Annotated in this window: 16 protein-coding genes; 7 read left to right on the top strand and 9 right to left on the bottom strand. The window is 35.5% G+C overall.

Annotated elements, in window-relative coordinates:
• The first annotated feature begins 130 nt into the window (after positions 1-130).
• Positions 131-1,015 (top strand): dihydrodipicolinate synthase family protein, encoded by an 885-nt coding sequence (locus tag DRF65_RS20005; RefSeq protein WP_115972519.1) that lies wholly within the window; start codon positions 131-133, stop codon positions 1,013-1,015.
• A 9-nt stretch (positions 1,016-1,024) separates the two neighbouring features.
• On the top strand, positions 1,025-1,258 hold the full coding sequence (locus tag DRF65_RS20000; protein WP_115972518.1) for a thioredoxin family protein: 234 nt from the start codon (positions 1,025-1,027) through the stop codon (positions 1,256-1,258).
• Positions 1,259-1,310: 52 nt separating this feature from the next.
• Here DRF65_RS20000 and DRF65_RS19995 read toward each other — a convergent pair whose 3' ends face one another.
• Positions 1,311-1,817, bottom strand: a complete 507-nt coding sequence (locus DRF65_RS19995; RefSeq protein WP_115972517.1) for a pyridoxamine 5'-phosphate oxidase family protein — start codon at positions 1,815-1,817, stop codon at positions 1,311-1,313.
• A gap of 483 nt (positions 1,818-2,300) precedes the next feature.
• Between DRF65_RS19995 and DRF65_RS19990 the strand changes: the two genes are divergently transcribed.
• Both DRF65_RS19990 and DRF65_RS19985 read left to right on the top strand, forming a co-directional pair.
• A complete protein-coding gene (locus DRF65_RS19990) occupies positions 2,301-3,098 on the top strand; it encodes a helix-turn-helix domain-containing protein (RefSeq protein ID WP_115972516.1) in 798 nt (265 codons plus the stop codon).
• Between the two features lie 64 nt (positions 3,099-3,162).
• Positions 3,163-4,116, top strand: a complete 954-nt coding sequence (locus tag DRF65_RS19985) for a nitrilase family protein (RefSeq protein WP_115972515.1) — start codon at positions 3,163-3,165, stop codon at positions 4,114-4,116.
• 176 nt (positions 4,117-4,292) lie between these two features.
• Here DRF65_RS19985 and DRF65_RS19980 read toward each other — a convergent pair whose 3' ends face one another.
• Both DRF65_RS19980 and DRF65_RS19975 read right to left on the bottom strand, forming a co-directional pair.
• Positions 4,293-4,544 carry a hypothetical protein gene (locus DRF65_RS19980; RefSeq protein ID WP_115972514.1) on the bottom strand — a complete coding sequence of 84 codons (252 nt, stop codon included), beginning with the start codon at positions 4,542-4,544 and terminating at the stop codon, positions 4,293-4,295.
• Positions 4,545-4,598: 54 nt separating this feature from the next.
• A complete protein-coding gene (locus tag DRF65_RS19975) occupies positions 4,599-4,784 on the bottom strand; it encodes a hypothetical protein (protein ID WP_115972513.1) in 186 nt (61 codons plus the stop codon).
• A gap of 198 nt (positions 4,785-4,982) precedes the next feature.
• Between DRF65_RS19975 and DRF65_RS19970 the strand changes: the two genes are divergently transcribed.
• Entirely contained in the window at positions 4,983-5,525 is a 543-nt protein-coding gene (locus DRF65_RS19970; RefSeq protein WP_115972512.1) for a DUF4468 domain-containing protein, read from the top strand.
• 1 nt (position 5,526) lies between these two features.
• Positions 5,527-6,069, top strand: a complete 543-nt coding sequence (locus DRF65_RS19965) for a DUF4468 domain-containing protein (protein WP_165852277.1) — start codon at positions 5,527-5,529, stop codon at positions 6,067-6,069.
• 111 nt (positions 6,070-6,180) lie between these two features.
• Here the strand turns inward: DRF65_RS19965 and pdeM are convergent, their stop codons facing one another.
• From pdeM to DRF65_RS19935, 6 genes are all read right to left on the bottom strand, one after another.
• Complete coding sequence (pdeM, locus tag DRF65_RS19960; protein WP_115972510.1) at positions 6,181-6,825, bottom strand: ligase-associated DNA damage response endonuclease PdeM; 645 nt, start codon at positions 6,823-6,825, stop codon at positions 6,181-6,183.
• A 67-nt stretch (positions 6,826-6,892) separates the two neighbouring features.
• Complete coding sequence (locus DRF65_RS19955; protein ID WP_115972509.1) at positions 6,893-7,495, bottom strand: 2,3-bisphosphoglycerate-dependent phosphoglycerate mutase; 603 nt, start codon at positions 7,493-7,495, stop codon at positions 6,893-6,895.
• Between the two features lie 124 nt (positions 7,496-7,619).
• On the bottom strand, positions 7,620-10,052 hold the full coding sequence (locus DRF65_RS19950) for a ligase-associated DNA damage response DEXH box helicase (RefSeq protein WP_115972508.1): 2,433 nt from the start codon (positions 10,050-10,052) through the stop codon (positions 7,620-7,622).
• 1 nt (position 10,053) lies between these two features.
• On the bottom strand, positions 10,054-11,634 hold the full coding sequence (locus tag DRF65_RS19945) for an ATP-dependent DNA ligase (RefSeq protein WP_115972507.1): 1,581 nt from the start codon (positions 11,632-11,634) through the stop codon (positions 10,054-10,056).
• Positions 11,631-12,653, bottom strand: coding sequence for a ligase-associated DNA damage response exonuclease (locus DRF65_RS19940; RefSeq protein ID WP_115972506.1), 1,023 nt, complete (start codon positions 12,651-12,653; stop codon positions 11,631-11,633). The genes DRF65_RS19945 and DRF65_RS19940 overlap by 4 nt, the downstream gene beginning before the upstream one ends.
• Before the next feature lie 468 nt (positions 12,654-13,121).
• Positions 13,122-14,576 (bottom strand): S41 family peptidase, encoded by a 1,455-nt coding sequence (locus tag DRF65_RS19935; protein WP_115972505.1) that lies wholly within the window; start codon positions 14,574-14,576, stop codon positions 13,122-13,124.
• Between the two features lie 254 nt (positions 14,577-14,830).
• Here DRF65_RS19935 and DRF65_RS19925 point away from each other — a divergent pair, with 254 nt between their 5' ends.
• Complete coding sequence (locus tag DRF65_RS19925; RefSeq protein WP_115972504.1) at positions 14,831-15,634, top strand: helix-turn-helix domain-containing protein; 804 nt, start codon at positions 14,831-14,833, stop codon at positions 15,632-15,634.
• The last annotated feature ends 303 nt before the right edge of the window (positions 15,635-15,937 follow it).

The following is a 15,937-nucleotide window of genomic DNA, read 5'->3' as shown; positions in this document are numbered from 1 at the left end:
TTAAACCATTAAGAGACCATCTTTGCCGATTTTACTGACCACGGATATGATTTTTTTTCAAAGTGAAATTTTACCTAGACTTAAACCTCTCTTAATGGTTAATTATTTTTAATTTTTAAACAAACAAAACATGAAAAATGTGCCATTTAAAGGGATTATAGCTTATCCCATAACACCTTTTGATGAAAATGAAAAAGTAGATATTCCTCTTTTCAAACGCTTGGTAGAAAGACTGATTACTTCAGGAAGCCACGGTATTGCTCCATTGGGAAGTACAGGGGTAATGCCCTATCTGTCTGATGAAGAAAAGGAAGAGGTTACAGAAGCGACGTTACAACAGGTAAAAGGAAGAATCCCGACTCTTGTAGGGGTTTCCAATCTTACCACAGAGAAAACGGTTCATCATGCTCAATTTGCGGAGAATGCAGGAGCTGATGCAGTGATGATTATTCCTATGAGTTACTGGAAACTTACAGATGATGAAATTGTAACACATTATGATGCTGTTGCCCGTAAGATTTCTATCCCGATTATGGCTTACAATAATCCGGCAACAAGTGGAGTAGACATGTCTCCATCTCTTTTGAAAAGACTGCTTGAAATTCCTAATGTAACCATGATTAAAGAAAGTACGGGAGATATTCAGAGAATGCATTATCTGAGAAGAGAACTGGGAGAGGACGTGGCTTTTTATAACGGTTCAAACCCTTTGGCTTTGGCTGCATTTTCTGCTGGTGCAAGAGGCTGGTGTACTGCCGCACCCAATCTTATTCCAGAGCTTACTATCAGTCTTTATAATGCGGTTGAAGAGGGTAATCTTGAGAAAGCAAAAACTATTTTCTATCAACAGTTCGATCTTTTAAAATTTATTGTCAGCAAAGGATTGCCAAGAGCTGTGAAATCTGGTCTGAATATTCTGGGCGAAGATGGCGGGAATTTGAGAAGTCCTTTAAAACCTTTACATGAAAAGGAAACAGAAGAATTAAAAAATATTATGAAAACCCTTATTAATTAATACAATCTTATGAAAAAATCCATTTTTTATCATGCAGGATGTCCTGTATGTATCAGTGTAGAACATGATATTATCAGCCTTATAGGGTTAGAAAATGTTGAAATTATCCACTTGGGTAATGAAAAAAATAAAATTGAAGAGGCCGAAAAAGCAGGGGTGAAGTCTGTACCTGCTTTGGTAACACCTGGCGGAAACGTTCTTCATATTAATTTTGGAGCCTCTATAGAAGATGTGAAAAATTAGCATTATTAATATTGTATAAACGGCCCAATTTACTGGGCCGTTTTTTATGGTATTAAATTATAGCATTTCCTTCTACACCATCAGCATTATTAGTTTTATGGCCTGTTATTGCTGAAGCCACAAAACTAAAGAGGCTTACCAGTTTTCCAGCTTTGGTATCCCAGTAATAGGTTTCTTTAGGTTCTACACGGATAATGGTAACATTAGGGTCATCTTTTCCGTCAAACCAGGCTTTTGCAAGAGGTGACCATTTTTCTTCTATTGTTTGTTTATCTTTATAAACAGAAGCCTTTCCATATACTGAAAGATACTGAGCGTCTTTATTGTTCATGAAAAACAACTGTACTCTCCGGTCTTCTTTTATTTCAAAATTCTTATTGCTGGTTCCACTGCTGATAAACCAGAGGTTTCCGCTGTCATCTGTCTCCTGCAAGGTCATAGGTCGGGAATTGACAGGTACCGTTTCCAGTTCTGTACAGAACATGCATATTTTAGCATTTTCTGACAGTTCTTTGATCTTTTTAATCGCTTCGAGATGGGTTAAATTGTGTGTTGACATCGTATTATATTTTAAGTGATTGGTTGAATAGTAAAGAGTTCTATAGAAAATAGAATCATATCTGTTAAAACATTCAAATACCCGACCAAATGGGATAAAAATGTGGTACCTGTGCTTAAGTTTAACATATACTTACAACTTTTTTGTAATTGTTGGAAAACGCAAGGTCGCAAAGATTTTAAACAATATGCCTATTTTAAGGCGCAAGAAAATCAAAGATTCTCAGCAAGAGTTCCGCAGACTTTTATTAATGCTGTATCCTGTAAACTTATATACAGAATATTTGCTGTGATAAAAAGAGATGAATCTTTTGTAAATTTAACAAGATATAATTTACATACATCTTAGAATACATTATGATTTTATTCATGTATCCGTGGCTAAAAAAATCTTATGAATCCTTGACAATAATACATTCTAATTTGTTTCATTTTCTTCCATATTATCAGCATTCTGTGGCAAAAATTTTACGTACATTTGAATATGCAGATTTCACCTCCAAAATATCTGGCACCCTTCATCCGGCATTATCTCTTTTTGGAAAGCAATGAAAAGGATATCAAGAACGTCAGGTTATTTACTGATGGCAGTACCGGATTGATTTTATCTGCTAATATGCATCTGTATTCTCATCTTTCCGGAGACCAAATGCCCCTTTCATTTTTTTACGGAAGTTTGAACAACTATAAAGATTTTTATTCAAAAGGTACATTTTCATTCATAGCCGTCGTTTTTCAACCTTACTTTTTAAATATTCTCCTGAAAACTTCTGCAAAAGAGGTCAGAAACCAAATTATTTCTGTTGAAGATGTATTGAAAGATAAGTTCCAGCCTTTTCAGGAAAAACTTTTTTATAAAACAGATCCTTTGACCCTTATTGCTGATCTGAATGCCTTCTTTATGAAATTTTTATTTGAGGAAGTTGGCCCCGATTACCATTTAATAGCTGCTGTTCAGCAATATATCCTTCAGCATAAAGGTGTTGTTCCCTCAAAAGATCTGGAAAAATTCACTGGATACTCTGAACGTCATCTGGAACGGAAATTTGAAGATTCTATGGGACTATCTCCTAAAAAATACAGTAATATTATCCGGCTTCATTATTTCCTAAGTCTTATAAATCAAGGAATGACTAATGAAAATATGACTTTGCTTTCTTATTATGCAGGGTATTCCGACCAGTCCCATCTGATCCGAGAATTTAAAAAAAATGTGGGATTAACTCCGGGGCAATATGCTAAAACAAAAAATAAAATGGCGGTCAACTTTATTGAATTATAATTCACATGTCGGTTTTATACAATTTTTCTTTGGCAGACTGAAATAGATTTGCTGAAAAAAAACAATGAATATTAAAATTTCAACGGCACAGTTTGAAAACAAAAGTGGAGATAAGGAATATAACTTATCTGTTATTGAAAAACTAGCTCAAAAAGCTTCTTACGAGGGCTCTGATGTAATTGTTTTTCACGAATGTTCCATCACAGGATATACTTTTGCCCGAAAACTTTCCAAAGATCAGCTTCTGGATATTGCTGAGTTTATTCCTGATGGTGAAAGTATTCAAAGGCTACAGCAGATCGCGAATCAATATAATATCACAATTCTGGTGGGACTTTTTGAAAAGGATGAAAATAACAATCTTTTCAAAGCGTATGTATGCGTAGATAAAACAGGATTGAAGGCAAAATACAGAAAATTACATCCCTTTATCAATCCTCATCTTAGTCCGGGTAATGAATATTGTGTATTTGAAATTCTGGGATGGAAATGCGGTATTCTGATCTGCTATGATAATAATATTATTGAAAATGTAAGAGCGACCAGACTTCTGGGTGCTGATATTATTTTCATGCCTCATGTAACCATGTGTACGCCTTCCACAAGACCGGGAGCTGGTTTTGTAGATCCCCAGCTTTGGGAGAACAGGGTAGACGATCCTACGTCTTTACGTCTGGAGTTTAATGGAATGAAAGGGAGAGACTGGCTGATGAAATGGCTTCCCGCCAGGGCTTATGACAATGGAGCTTATATTGTTTTTTCAAATCCTATTGGGATGGATGATGACCAGCTTAAAAATGGATGTTCAATGATTATTGATCCTTTTGGTGATGTTATTGCAGAATGTTGTTCGTTTGAGGATAGTTTTGAATCGGCTGTTTTGACTCCTGAAAAACTTACTCAGGCAGGAGGATACAGATATCTGAATGCAAGAAGACCGGAACTTTACAGAGAAATTATAGGGCAGGAACATTCATCTGTACAGAAAGTAGTATGGCTGAATGAGGAAGAAAGTTAAACAATCATTTTATGATAGAAAAATAAAGATATAATAAAGGAATCAGGGCAGATCGAAGATCTGCCCTGATTTATTTTAACTTGACGCAAAGTTTATATTATTATGCTGCTTTATTTTAAAGGCAGTAAAGTCATAGGAATCAATAAGTTGATTTTGACTAAGTTAATGATATAATCTTACAATCTTGGTCTGTCTGGTTTTGTTGGATCAATGGTCTCGTCTGGATTATCAGGTTTGATGGGTTCTGCCCCCTTAGAAGTAGATAATTTTATTTTAGTGGAATCTATTTTTACCCCTTGTTTACTTAAATTCGCATCAATTTTCATGGCCGCATCTTTCGGAGTAACATTTTCATCTCGTTCAGAAGAGCAGGAGTGAAGTGCAAATACGATAGCAGTACTTGCTGCTAAAATAACTAGTTTTTTCATGGTAATTGTTTTACATTGAGTGGTAAATATACAAATTAATAGGATATTAGAACATTACCAAGGTTTGTCTGATTTTGTTGGATCAATGACCTCATTTATATTTGTAGCCTTGTTTTTTAATTTTTGTTTTGTATCAATTTTCGTGACTGTCTCCTGCAAAATAATATTTCCTGTCCGCTCAGAAGAGTAGAAATGAAACGAAAATACAATAGCAGTACTTAAAGTAACTAATTTTTTCATAGTAATTGTTTTACAATAGGTTGTGAAAATACTATTAATCTATAATATTTCACTATGTATTTTATGCATTTATTAATTCACAATATAACAGATAACTCTTAAATGAAATTTCTTTTAAACCTATCATAAATAAAGATTTACGATAAACCGTGAAATTGTAAATAACTTATATTTCTATATTTGTGGAAAAATTAATACATGAAAAGACTTTATGCGTTTCCAATTTTGTTTTTCAGCATTATTGTGTTTTCTCAGGAATTAAAATTTGAGGAAGTCATTCAAACGGATTCAAGTTTAACAAAAGAAGAACTTTTTAGCAGAGCAAGAACTTGGGCAGGGCAGAATTTCAAATCAGGCAAAAATTCAATAACAACTGAAGATGCGCAATTAGGAGAGGTTAGTGGAGTAGGAGAATTTGATTATAGAGCTGATAAAAAATACATGGGATACTCATGTATTGAGGGACCTTTGTCTTATAAGTTTAGTATTTATTTTAAAGATGGAAAATATAAATATTCATTTAACTCCCTCATTCATAATGGATCAAGAGGTTCTGGATGTAAACGATTGGATTATGGGCAATTAACCTTATCTGAAAAAGCGCCAGTAAAAGGAAAGATGATTGCAGATGATTATGCATGGTTTGATGTAAAAGAAAAGACTGGAGCGAAAATTAAATTATTAATAGCTCAATTAATAGATGTAATGAAGAAATCAAATGAAACTAATAACGATTGGTAAGATGAAAAATATATTAATGATTGGAGTGCTACTTTTTGGAACCTTACTAAGTGGGCAGGAGTTAAAATATGAAGAAGTAGTTACTGTAGATTCTACAGCAACGAAAGATGAATTATACAACCGCGCACGAAATTGGATTGGTAGTAATTTTAATAAAAAAACAAGTTCGGTTGAAGTTGATGATAAAGTTCTTGGAGAAATTAGTGCCAGTGGAATAATAGAATATAGGAATAAGAAAAGTTATTTTGGATCTGGATGTGTTGAAGGACCTATTAGGCTAACATTAAGTATTTACCTGAAAGATGGGAAGTATAAATATTCGTTTCACACATTTGATCATCAAGGCTCTGGAGGCTATGGATGCAGGAAAACGGACTATGGCATTATAACTAGTGCTGAAAAAGCGCCAAAGCCCACTTGGGGAGAGCCAAATGAAAAGGCATGGAACGATTTAAAGGATGTAATTGACATGAATGTGCAGCTGAATATAAAAGATCTAAAGGAAGCAATGAACAAAAAACACGAAACAAGTAACGACTGGTAATATAAAAAGGAGATCTTAAATCTCCTTTTATTTTTTTATAATCACTGATCAGAATTGTAACTTATCAAATTATAGTAGGTATTTAGAAATTAAACTCTTTCATTTAAAAAATCAAACTTCATAAATCTCAGCATCTGTAAACACAAAAAACCTGCTGTTTTTAGGAAGATTTTTCGTGTCCAAACCTGTAAATTCACTGAATGCGGGAAGTAACAGCTGGTTTTTACTAATCGCAAAACAGGGAAGTCTGATTCTTTTTACAGCAGAATTTAAAACAACTCCAGGGTGAATATGACCGGTGATCTGAAACCCGGATCTTGCCTTATCAAAATCATGAATCAACGTAAACATCCCCAATTCTAATAATGAGGCTTTAAAATCCAGACAGAGCTTTTTCTCCAAGGCTTCTGAAATACGGTCATGATTTCCCTCAATAAGATAAAACTGTAAATCAGGATACTGATTTCTCCATTTACAAAATTCATCCACATCAGAATTGTCACCGGCATGAAGTAGATCGCCAACAACGATACATTTTTCAGGCTGAAAATACTCAATCAATGCGGATAATCTCTGCAGATCACTTTTCATAATATGATTGGCTACAGCAATACCGTTTTTACGGAAATGAGCCGTTTTACCTATATGGAGATCAGAAAGAATCAGAGCTTTTTCTTTTTTCCAAAATACAGCACGCTGATTGGTAAGGGTAAGAGCTTCATTTTGAATGGTAATTTCTTTAAGGGTTATAAACACGGTGGATCAGTTCAGGGTTTTGGGATTAAAGTGTAGCGTTTCGTACTCAAGGTTCTTTTAATAATAATTATTCTTCTCTTCTGCTTACATGAAAATTTTCATCAAAAATATAAGTGATCGGAATTCCGGTTGCAATTTCTCTTTCCAGAATTTCGTCAGGAGACAGGTGCTCCAGATACATGATGAGTGCACGAAGGCTATTTCCATGAGCAACAATCAGTACATTTTCATTTTTTTTCAGGAGAGGGGCAATTTCCTTTTCGAAATAAGGAATCACCCTGTTATAAGTATCTTTAAGGCTCTCTCCACCCGGTGGAACCACATCATAAGAGCGGCGCCAGGTATAAACCTGTTCATCTCCGTATTTCAATGCTGTTTCGGCTTTATTAAGACCTTCAAGATTTCCGTAAGAGCGTTCATTCAAAGCTTTATCCATCACAATAGGAATATTGGGTTTTCCTATTTCATCAAGAATGATGGAAAGGGTATGTTTTGCTCTGAGTAATACAGAAGTAAAGGCAATGTCTATTTTTTCTTTTTTTAAGGCAATTCCTGCATTTTTTGCTTCTTCAATTCCTGTTTCTGTAATATCGATATCCTGCCATCCCGTGAATCTGTTTTCAAGATTCCAGAGCGACTGTCCGTGACGGACTAAAAACAATTTTGCCATTATTTGAATTTTTTACTCTTCTAAGAAGATACTCTAAGTTACGAAATTATTGAAATTTTATCGCTATAAAAAGAAACATTTTTTAACTCCTTTAAAGCTGATAATGATCATCAGTAAAGGGGTTTCAAAGTTTAAGCATTCTTTTAATTCTTGCATCCAGCCCTTCACTGGAAAGGGTCTGTCTAAGGCTGTCTACTTTGATTGGGAAACTTAAAGGAGTAAAAGAACGGGAATGTTTTAAAATAACCGTAGATTTTTCAATTCTTTTAAAAGCTTCCACAAGCCGTTGTTCCTGGAGCTGTATGTTAAAAACTTCGGTGTAGGATTGTCTGATTAAAAAATGCCCAGAATCATAGTCTTCCAGTACTTTAAAGATCAATCCGGCTGAACTCTGTAATGATTTATTGGATCGTTGTTTCCCTGCATAATTTTGAATCACCATCCCGGAAATCACTGCAATATCTCTGAATCTTCTTCTTGCCATTTCAGCAGAATTGATACTGGCAATCACATCATTCATCAGGTTATCTCTGGTTAATATCTGCTGTAAATTTTCTTCATTCAGCGGTATTTCCTTATCACTGAACAATTCAAATCCGTAATCGTTCATTGCCATTGAAAAGGAAATAGGAGCTAATTTTGAGATACGGTAAGCAATTAATGCAGCCATCACTTCGTGTACCAGACGGCCTTCAAAAGGATACATAAACAGATGATAGCCTTCACGGTTTTTAATCATCTCCACCAAAAATTCATTTTCTTTAGGAATATGAGAGTTTTCTTCCTGATTGATTAAGAGCGGATGCAGGAACTTCAATTCTTTTTCTGAAGTCTTCGGGTTTAAAGCATGTGAAAGCTTTTCTCTTAAAAAATGTCCAAGATCAGAACTTAAAGGCAGCCTTCCGCCAAGATAACTTGGAACCAGGGCTTTTCCTTTTGCCGATCTTACATAAACGGTCATATCTTTAATCATCGCTACCTCCAGAGTTCGGCCTGCCAGAATAAACCTTTCTTCTTTTTTCAGCTTGGAAATAAAATATTCTTCAATCATTCCTACATAACCGCCCGAAATAAACTTGACCTTCAACATGGCATCACTAACAATGACTCCCATATTCATACGGTGGAGCATGGCTATTTTTCGGGAAGTTACCTTGTACAAACCATCTTCCATAATCACAACTTTATGGAACTCTTCATAGCTTTTTAAAACACTGCCGCCAATGGTGAGAAATTCAAGGATGCTTTTCCATTCTTCTTCCATGATTTCCTGAAAAGCATATACTTTTTTAATTCTTTCGTAGGTTTCATCGGGATAAAAACCGTTTCCAACAGCTAAAGTCATCAGGAACTGAACCAAAACATCAAAACACAGAACCACAGGCTCTCTGGGTTCCACTACTTTTTGTTTTACAGCTTCTTTTAAGGCGGATACTTCAATCAATTCTAAAGAATGGGTAGGAACACAATAGATCTTAGAGGTTTCAAAAGGGGAGTGCCCGCTGCGTCCGGCCCGCTGAAGAAATCTGGCTACTCCTTTTGCTGATCCGATCTGAATCACTGTATCAACAGGTTTAAAATCTATTCCAAGATCTAATGATGAAGTGGAAACAACAGCTTTTAATTTTCCTGAGCTAAGGTTTTCTTCGATCCAGATTCTCAAATGAGCATCAATGGAACTGTGATGGATTGCAATCTGTCCTGCAAAATCAGGATAGGCACCCAATAATAGCTGATACCACATTTCACTCTGACTTCTTGTATTGGTAAAAACAATGGTAGATTTTGAGTCTAAAATAATAGGAACTACTTTATCTGCGAGTTTATGCCCAAGGTGTCCGGCCCATGGTAATATTTCAACTTCATCCGGAAAGACAGGGATAATATCTATTTTTTTATGTTCTTTGGCTGTGATTTTCGTTTTCTTAATATCATATGGAATCAGAATATCCATTGCTTCATCCAGGTTTCCAATGGTAGCCGTAATTCCCCAGATTTTTATTTTGGGAACATATTTCCTAAGCTGTGATATTCCCAGTTCTATCATGACACCTCGTTTTGAACCTAATAATTCATGCCATTCATCCACTACAACACATTTCATATCCCTGAAAAAATTCTCATGGTTTTTCTGAGCGAGCAGAAGGTGGAGACTTTCAGGAGTTACCACAAGGATTTCAGGCATCTTTTTTACCTGCTGCCGCCGGACTTTAGGATCCGTATCGCCATTTCTTACACCTACCACCCAATCTAACCCGATTTCGTCCATGGCTTCCTGCATGGCTTTGGCTATATCTTTGGATAAAGACCGAAGTGGTGTAATCCAGACCATTTTAAGCCCTTTTTTATAACTTTCAGGATGGTTGAGGAAATCAGTGACCAATGCTAAAAAAACAGAAAAGGTCTTCCCAAATCCTGTAGGCGCAACAACCATACCGCTGTATCCGCTTCCGAATTTCCGCCATGTATCGGTCTGAAATTTAAATGGGGACATATCCTTATCCTTCATCCACTGCTGAATGATAGTAAATCCATCGGTATTTTCAAAAGCTGCCACTTTATTGTATTAATTTTTTGATTTCTTCGAGGGTATCAATTTCATCTACAGTTTTATCTTTCCGCCATCTTACAATTCTTGGAAACCGAAGTGCTACACCGCTTTTATGACGGTTGCTGAATCCGATTCCTTCAAAAGCAATTTCAAAGACAAGCTCTGCTTTTACGGTTCGTACGGGTCCGAATTTCTCAACCGCATTTTTAGTCACAAATTTACTGACCTCCATTATCTCTTTATCAGTCAATCCTGAATAAGCTTTCGCAATGGTCACCAATTTATCTTCGTTTTTCACAGCAAAAGTATAATCAGTGTAATAGGCACTTCGCCTGCCACTTCCTTTTTGGGCATAGATCAGTACCGCATCAATGGTAAAAGGATTGATTTTCCATTTCCACCAGTCGCCCTTTTTTCTTCCTGCATGGTAAGGTGAGCTTTTTTGTTTTAGCATTAAGCCTTCACTGTTTATCGCTCTTGAGTTCTCCCGGATCTCGTTCAGCTCTTCCCATTCTTCAAAATCAATACGCTGCGAAAGCTTTATATTTTCTGTATTTTCATTCAATAATAATTCTTCCAGCAGGGCCCTTCTTGCTACAATGGGTTTGTCTCTCAAATCATTGTTCTCCAGTTCCAACAGATCGTAGGTAAATACTTCTATCGGGATTTCAGTAAGCATTTTTCTGGTTAAAGTTTTTCTGTTTAACCTTTTCTGTAATTCATTGAAATTTAAAATCTTACCATCCTTTACTGCAAGTATTTCTCCATCTAATACAAAGTTTCCTTTCATCATCTTTACAGCTTCTGCAATCTCAGGAAACTGGTCTGTGACAAGTTCTTCGCCTCTGGACCAGATAAAAACTTCATCATTTCTGCGGATGATCTGTCCGCGAATGCCATCCCATTTATATTCTACCTGCCATTCATCGGGCTGTCCCAATTCCTCAAGATTCTTTTCAAGAGGGTAGGCCAGACAGAAAGGATAGGGTTTGGAATTATCAGGATTGATATTTTCAGCTGAAATTAATTCTTTAAAAGATGTTTCATCAGGCAGCCATTTTCCCATTAAACTGTGCATCAGTGTACTGGATTCCTGCCCGGAGAATTTTGTCAACGAATTGATCAATGTTTTGTCTGACACTCCAATTCTAAAACTCCCACCAATTAGTTTATTGAAAATTAAGCGTTCTGTATAATCCAATCCGTTCCATGAATGGAGTACGAATTCTTTTTTATCTGTTTCTTTTTTATCTTTTAAATCAATAATATCCTTCATCCACTGAGAAAGACTGCGTTCAATTTTTTTCTGTGGCGGCGGAAGGATCAGTGAAAGAGTTTCTCCAAGGTCCCCAACAGAGGAATAGCTTTCCTGAAAAAGCCACAAAGGAAGTCCTGTGATTTCCAATGCCCATTCTTTCATAAGATTGGTATTAACATTTCTTTTGGGCCTTTTTCCTGTGAACAGTGCAATAAACCATACTTTATCTTCATCCGGAGCACGCTCCAGATAATCAATGATAGCATCTATTTTAGCATTGGTTTTATTGGTGGTTTCCAAGGCGTTGATAAGATCTGCAAAATGTCTCATGATTCAGAATTTTCAATGGTTTCTTTTTCTGATACTTCTTCATCTTCACCAAACAGCGTTTCTACAACATCTGCTTTAATCCCAGTTTCATTCAGGTATTTTGAAAATACCTCTGTCTGCCCGTGGGTCACATGTACAAGCTCTGCTTCTGTAGCTTTTACTGTCCGCAGTAGGCCTTTCCAATCGGCATGATCGCTCATGGCAAATCCGGCATCTGCACTGCGCCATCTTCTGGCCCCGCGAACCTGCATCCACCCTGAACATATTGCCGTAGCAGGATCAGGAATTTTTTTGATCACATTACTGTCTAGCAAAGCCGGGGGAACAATAACAATTTCATGCTCCATCTCTTTCGGACGTTCTCTGAAATCGCCAATAGTATATTCAGGAAGATTGATTCCTACCGCTTCAAAGGCTTCATTAAGTTTTCCAATAGAGTAGTGAACATAGAGTTTACCCAGTCCTTCTACAGCTTTCATAATACGCTGGGCTTTTCCCAGAGAATATCCAATGAACACTGAGGTTTTGCTGTTTTCCTGGTTTTTCAATACCCAGTTCTGAAGCTTATTATTAAGATCATCTACTTCCAGCCAGTTATAAATAGGTAGCCCGAAAGTACTTTCTGTAACAAATTCATTACACTTCACCAGTTCAAAAGGAGTGCTCAGACCATCTTCCTGAACTTTATAGTCTCCGGAAATGACAGTCACAAATCCTTTGTATTCTAATCTTATCTGTGCAGAACCAATAATATGTCCGGCAGGATGAAGCGAGACATTTACACCATTAATATTGGTCTTCTCACCATATTCAACGCTCTGGCATTCAATATCCTTTCCAATTCTTTGGTATAAAATAGGTTTGGTAAAATGGTGACAAAGATATTTCTTCATTCCCCAGCGGGCATGATCGGCATGTCCGTGAGTAATAATTGCCATATCTACAGGCCTCCAGGGGTCTATATAGAATTTTCCCTGAGGACAGTAAATTCCTTTTTTGGTAAATGTGATTAGTTTCAATGGTGTGATTGGTTTGTATAAAATGCTTCAAAAACTTAACCAATTTACAATAAACTGTTTATTTTTTTATAGTTCAAAGCTAAATATAATCGATGTTTTGATTGAAAATATGTAATTGGAAAACGAAGTCGTGCGGGTTTTTCAGTAGATTCTGTTTCTAAACGCATAAGGATTTTATCTGCGATAAAATTGTAGACGGCTGATGATTGCCACTAATTCACGAATATTTTTGTTTGTTAATAACGCAATATGTCATTCCGTAGGAATCTAAACTATGTGTTAAATTCCCAATGTAAAAAGCAAAAATTTTATGAATCATACTATTTATTAAGTTTTGGCTAAAGCCAATGGAATTTGGGTTATTTAAATAAATGAGTTAAAGTCTGTTTCTATTGAATTCTCATTTAGAGAACTCTGAATCATATAGAGAAAAAAATAAGCTGCTTCATCTTGAAACAGCTTGTTTTGTTATTTTGCATTTAACACTTCATTTACATACTCAATCCATTGATGTTCCGGAATGGTTGTATCTATAAAATAATCCGGTTGAATTCCTTTTCCGTCTATGGCCATGTCCGGAATACGGAAGCTTTTTGAGAGGCTGTACCCGAATTTGATATCATTGCATGGAGAAGTAACGTAATACATATTTGAAATATCCAGCACTCCAGCAGTTGTTGTTCCAAAAAGTTTAACCTTTTTACTTTGTTTTGCTGCGAGTAAAAATTCTTCAGCAGTACTTCCGTTTCCTTTATTGATAATGATTCCTACGTTTTTCGGATAAGGATAAATGGTATCAAGTTTATCAATGCCTACTGTGTTGTCATCCTCCTGTAAAGAAACAAACTGTCCTAATTTTGCATTTAATTTATCGTAAGATTTTTTCAGAAACTCTCTGTCTTCTTTTGATATTCCATATTTTTCATAGTTCTCATAAAGAAACATCATTCTTTGATTATTCAGTTTGGTAGAATAAAATTGTGTTCTGACAGTTCTGATAGGGTTGGTATAAAGATAGGGGGTGATATTCTTGTAACTGGAATCATTTCCGCCACCGTTGTTCCGGATATCAATAATCAGATTTTCAGTGCTCTCAATTTTGGTTTTATTAGCTGCAATTACACTGTCAATATTTTTTTTCAAGGCTCCGCTAAAAGAGGAAATTCTCAAAAGAAGGGTCGTCTTATTCAGCTCTTTTAAAAAAGGTTTCTGGGCCATAGCTGCTTCATAATAGGTTTCAACTCCTTTTTCACGTTCAAACTTCGGAGAAATTCTTTTTAAGGTAAAATCTCCGATTTCCAGATAATTTTTGCCCACAAAATGAATATTATTCACCTCCTGTTTGGTTTTATCTCTTACATAAAAAACACCTGTTGTTTTATCAGCATTGATGATCAGCTTTACTTCATTAGGTTTCCAATTTTCAGCACCTGACTTGATAATAAAGCCTTTGTAAGTATCTCCAAACTTTTTAATTCCTATAGTATAAGGATCAGTCTCCCAAATTCCTTCCAGGTCAGACTCTTTTTTAGATTCAATTTCTTTTTTAAACTTTTCAAGATCTACCTTTACAAGATCAGATTTTATTGTTTCCTTAGCCTGAGGTTGAGGCTCTGCCTGCTCTTTATTACTTTCTATTTTTGAAATTGAAAAATGGCCGGATCTGAAAAACTTGAGCCAATCATAAATTGTCTGGTTACATTCTGTATCTGATTTTACATTTCGTATTTTGTTAAGAAATTCATTATTGTGAGCCTGATAAGCCGGAACTCCTTTTTTATCAATGACATACTGAAAACCTGCATCATTTTCCTCGAATGTTTTTTTCACCCACTGATAATTACTTTCACATGTACAATTCTGGGCAAAGGTCCAGGCAGAAGATGTGACAAGAATTAAAACGAGTGTTTTAATTTTAATCATAAATTAGTTTTTATTTTTTGAAAGATACGAATCTCAACAATAATTCCAATTGCTCTATTATCTTATTTCACTTCTAAAAGGGAGCTTTTGAACAATAAAACAATGAGCTTTTGATATGGGATACTTAATTCAAATGAGGGAGTATCAAGAACTCTGAAGGAAAGATATTGGGTGCTATTACGTCTTCGGGCAGAACTCCAGAAAAGGATAAAGAAATTGCAGGTGCAATGGGTTAAATTTCAGATATTTGTAAGATGGAAAAGACTTCTGAGATCATATTTGATAAACTTGTGTATTCATGTGCTTTTGAGTCTTATAAAGGACATGAAGAATTTATTCCTGATCATTTTTTAGGATTTCAACTGTCGGGAGAAACGCATGCCTTCCATGAACAGGGCAAAACTGTAATTAAGGAAAATACAGTAGTTCTGGTAAGGAAAAATCAACTTATCAGGACGATGAAATATCCTTCAAAGAATGAAAAGTATCAGTTTCTTTCCATTACACTGGATACAGATACCCTCAGACAGTATTCTGCAGAAAATAAAATAATGGCAGATCTCCCATTTTCTGATCAGCAAAAACTGTTTTTTGAACCGGATGCTTTTTTTAAGACCTATTTTATGTCACTTATCCCTTATGTTGATAAAACAAAAGACATCCCGCCAAGATTGGCTGCATTAAAAGTAAAAGAAGCTATAGAACTTCTTCTGCAGAGTAATCCTGATGTAAAAAACCTCTTATTTGATTTCTCAGAACCTCATAAAATTGATCTGAAGGAATTTATGAATAAGAATTTTATGTTTAACGTATCTCTAGAATCTTTTGCCAAGCTTACAGGACGTAGTCTTTCCGGATTTAAGCGTGATTTTAATAAGCTCTTCAACATGAGTCCAAAACAATGGCTGAAAGAAAGAAGATTAAAGGAAGCCTATTATTTAATTAAAAATAAGGAAAAACGGCCGTCAGATATTTATCTGGACCTGGGGTTTGAAAATCTGTCTCATTTTTATTTTTCATTCAAACAGAAATTTGGAGTTACAACCACTGAAGTATAAGGTGAAAACACAATGAATATAGGCTACACCAGCTGCTGAAAATAAAAATATCAAATTTTATAATAGGCTGAAAAGACAAAAAGACACAGAGGTTTTACTTACCTTGTGAATAGTTTTAAGACATAAGAATATTCCGCTCAATATGGGATTTTCAGCAAACTTACACCTTATTTTTAGCCACGAATGCACGAATAAAAATCATTCGTGTATTCTAAGACATATGCAAATTATATCTTGTTAAATTTACAAAAGGTTCCTCTCTTTTTACCACAGCAAATATTCTATAGATCAGTTTGCAACATA

Origin of the sequence: Chryseobacterium pennae, assembly GCF_003385515.1 — a bacterium.
In the GTDB taxonomy this organism is placed as follows: Bacteria; Bacteroidota; Bacteroidia; order Flavobacteriales; family Weeksellaceae; genus Chryseobacterium; species Chryseobacterium pennae.
The sequence above is the reverse complement of the archived record's forward strand: the minus strand, read 5'-3'. Positions and strand labels throughout refer to the sequence as shown.

Coding starts and splice junctions, on each gene's coding strand:
- DRF65_RS20005 (WP_115972519.1), top strand. CDS start 131: ATGAAAAATGTGCCATTTAAAGGGATTATAGCTTATCCCATAACACCT.
- DRF65_RS20000 (WP_115972518.1), top strand. CDS start 1,025: ATGAAAAAATCCATTTTTTATCATGCAGGATGTCCTGTATGTATCAGT.
- DRF65_RS19995 (WP_115972517.1), bottom strand. CDS start 1,817: ATGTCAACACACAATTTAACCCATCTCGAAGCGATTAAAAAGATCAAA.
- DRF65_RS19990 (WP_115972516.1), top strand. CDS start 2,301: ATGCAGATTTCACCTCCAAAATATCTGGCACCCTTCATCCGGCATTAT.
- DRF65_RS19985 (WP_115972515.1), top strand. CDS start 3,163: ATGAATATTAAAATTTCAACGGCACAGTTTGAAAACAAAAGTGGAGAT.
- DRF65_RS19980 (WP_115972514.1), bottom strand. CDS start 4,544: ATGAAAAAACTAGTTATTTTAGCAGCAAGTACTGCTATCGTATTTGCA.
- DRF65_RS19975 (WP_115972513.1), bottom strand. CDS start 4,784: ATGAAAAAATTAGTTACTTTAAGTACTGCTATTGTATTTTCGTTTCAT.
- DRF65_RS19970 (WP_115972512.1), top strand. CDS start 4,983: ATGAAAAGACTTTATGCGTTTCCAATTTTGTTTTTCAGCATTATTGTG.
- DRF65_RS19965 (WP_165852277.1), top strand. CDS start 5,527: ATGAAAAATATATTAATGATTGGAGTGCTACTTTTTGGAACCTTACTA.
- DRF65_RS19955 (WP_115972509.1), bottom strand. CDS start 7,495: ATGGCAAAATTGTTTTTAGTCCGTCACGGACAGTCGCTCTGGAATCTT.
- DRF65_RS19945 (WP_115972507.1), bottom strand. CDS start 11,634: ATGAGACATTTTGCAGATCTTATCAACGCCTTGGAAACCACCAATAAA.
- DRF65_RS19935 (WP_115972505.1), bottom strand. CDS start 14,576: ATGATTAAAATTAAAACACTCGTTTTAATTCTTGTCACATCTTCTGCC.
- DRF65_RS19925 (WP_115972504.1), top strand. CDS start 14,831: ATGGAAAAGACTTCTGAGATCATATTTGATAAACTTGTGTATTCATGT.